This is a genomic window from Erwinia sp., assembly GCF_031978025.1.
Taxonomy (GTDB): Bacteria; Pseudomonadota; Gammaproteobacteria; order Enterobacterales; family Enterobacteriaceae; genus Erwinia.
Genome location: NZ_DALZCD010000390.1, coordinates 1 through 2,922, shown reverse-complemented (window position 1 = coordinate 2,922; position 2,922 = coordinate 1). Strand labels below are relative to the sequence as shown.

Below are 2,922 nucleotides of genomic sequence, written 5' to 3'. Positions count from 1 at the left end.
TGCTGCACCTCGCGTAACTGGCGCGGCATCACGCGTGTCGGCGCAGTTTCCATGGATGACCGGCTACAACCTTCAGCAAACGCTGTTGACCACGGCAGACTATCATAGCGATGCCGTGGCGGGTGTCAGTCAGGATACCGCTAATGGTCGTCCTTACAACAACACCTTTGGCTGGGGAAACGTCAACGTTAATAAAGCGTTGCAAGGCCCGGGCATGTTTTATGGCAATGATTTTACCGCCGCGCTGACCTACGGTAACTACGTGTTCGGCAACGATATCAGCGGTAACGGTGGCCTGATCGTCAGCGGCGCCAGCAACGCGGGCGGCAGCCTGACGCTGACCGGTAATAACACCTACACCGGCGGCACGCGTGTAGAAAGTAACAGCCTGTATATCGACGGCAGCGTCGCCAGTGATGTCCGCGTAACGGGTAGCGGGCTGCTGGCAGGAACGGGCAAAATCAATGGCAATTTGAGTAACCAGGGCACGGTAGTTACCACTTCCGCTGGCGCGCTGCGTGTTGTCGGCAGCTATCAGCAAAGCGCTGACGGCACGCTGCGAATAACGCTTTCTCAGCCACTGACGGTAGCCGGCCCGGCGACGCTTAACGGCGCGCTTCAGGTCACCCTGCCTTCCGATACCTATATTGTGCAGACTAACGAAGCGTTGCTGCAAAGCGGCCAGGGAATTAACGGGCAGTTCGCCAGCGTGGATACCGGCGTATTCCTGAAGGGCACGGTAACTTACGGCACCAACAACGTTACCGGCCATTTTCAACGGGTCAATACCGTCCGCGCTGCTCAGGCTGCGGGACTTACCGGCGCGGCGACGCTGCAAAGCGCTGCTAACGTCGAGCGAGCATTACAGGTAGCAGACAGGCTGTCGACGCAGGCGGGTGCGCAGCAAAGCGAACTGTTGCAGGATGCGGCGGCTTTCCAACGTATCGGCAGCGGCGCGGCGGCTGAAGCGGTATTGGATTCGCTTTCCGGGCAGGCGCATGCCAGCGGCAATGCCATTCTTTTTAACAGTCTGGATTACCAGAACCAGCTGCTGAATAACCGCCTCGATCCCGCACGGCAAAAAACGTACGGCATGTGGGCGGAAACCGGCACGCTGCACGGTGATTTGCAGCAGGATGGCTATCTTGGCAGCCACTACCGCATCAATACCACGGCTATCGGCGTGGACAGCAGTTTCGACGTGCCGGGGTTAAGAGTGGGGGCAGCCGTTACCGACAGTGAAATCCGGGCCAGCTACGAGGACACCGGCGGCAACAGCACTAACAGTTTGCAGGGCTTCATGCTTTACGGTCAGTATGCCGTCACGCCCGAATGGTTCTGGCAGGGTAACCTCAGTTATCAACATGGCGAGACCGATTTGGATCGCGTGCTGTTGCTGAACGGTGTGCGCTCATCCTCTTCGGAAACCAGCAATGACAGCTGGCAGGCGCTGGTCAAAACCGGCTATCGCTGGTCACTGAACGACAGGCTGACGCTGCAACCCTATGTTGGCATGAAGCTGAGCCAGCTCTACACCGGCGGCTTTGACGACGAAGGCGGCGCGCTGGGCCTGGAGGGCGACAGCGCTCGCTATAGCCGTACCGTCGGCCTGACCGGTCTTAACCTGAGCGCGCCTCTGGTTGAGGTCGATCAATGGTGGTCGCTGCTCTCCGTCTATGGCGAGCATCAACACGCCTTTACCAATCCGTCTCTGGGCGTGAACGCCCGGTGGTCAGGCACGGGAGCGGAAGGCGAGAGCTTCTCCATTCCGGGTATGACGTTGGACAGAGATTCGCAGTGGTACGGTATGCGGCTGGACGTAGGCAAAGCGAAAGATGCGCGTCTGTTCCTGCGAGTGGACAAGCACGTGGCGGAGAAAGGCGACGAATCTGTTTTCCGTGGCGGTGTGGATATTGCGTTTTAATCGTCGGAAATGACCTTTTTAAAAGCTGGCCTTGGTGCCAGCTTTTTTTTGCCCGGCGTTAAGAGCCCCATGTTCAAACGGCGGCTGGCGACCGTAAAATTATTGACAGGTATGAAGCTGGGAAATATTAAAGGCGCAGTGATTTAAAAAAAAAGCCATAGAGAAATAATCCGCAACGAATAGGTTAAAAAAGTACGATAAGTTTATTTAAAGGTAAAAATAAAGAGTAATTTAAATAATCGCGGGCGAATGATAAGAAAGTAGAGTCAGGGCTGTCAGGAAAGTTTTTATGGGTGATTTCCGATTAAATATCATAGTCTTATTTTTTGTCACGGTAGAGTGTTTTACTTTTTACTGGCATATTTTTTTTGCGATATTTGCCTTTATTTTCGCGTTATTTAATAAATCAGCCTGATAAAATAATTTTTCGGGCGGTTTAAGGTAACTGATTCATTGGCTGATCACTGTTAAAAATCGCTATTTAAACTATTAAAGATGTCCATGGATGAAGCGAAACGTTGGCTGGCCGGGTAAACGCGGCCCGCTGCCTGCGCAATTTTTTACCGCTTTGCCGCCGCGCCTTTTTTTCCCGACAGTGATGCGGCAAACACTGACCAACGTGAACAGAAGCGCCAGCAGGAAAGGGAGCGCATGCTAAAACAGCAAACGGCACGTGCAGGGGGTTGGGCGGGAATATCGTCTTTCCGGCACGGGCAGTGACGTCGGGGCTGGGCGGCGATATCACCGTGCAGGGCAGCCAGCGCCAGGCCGGTAAAGATATGCTGCTGAGTGAAGCTGCTGTCGGCGGAAGAAAGCAGCATGCGCACCACCAACAGCAGCAAAGGCGGCAGCGTGGGCGTGGGCATCACCGCCGGTTCGGGCGGCACCGGCGGTCGGTGACCGAGCAGACAGGTATTTTCGCCGGTAAAGGCGGCTCCGGCCTCCCGGCGGGCGGCCATATGCAGTATGCCTGGCCGCAAAACGCCTTTACATCCGTA

The 2,922-nt window shown here is 55.4% G+C and carries 2 protein-coding genes; one reads left to right on the top strand and one right to left on the bottom strand.

Annotated elements, in window-relative coordinates; genetic code table 11:
- Positions 1-1,924 (top strand): autotransporter domain-containing protein (locus RTK32_RS20730; protein ID WP_312047246.1); only part of this gene is annotated, 1,924 nt, incomplete at its 5' end.
- Between the two features lie 560 nt (positions 1,925-2,484).
- Here RTK32_RS20730 and RTK32_RS20725 read toward each other — a convergent pair.
- On the bottom strand, positions 2,485-2,922 hold a 438-nt coding region (locus RTK32_RS20725), incomplete at its 5' end, for a hypothetical protein (protein WP_312047244.1).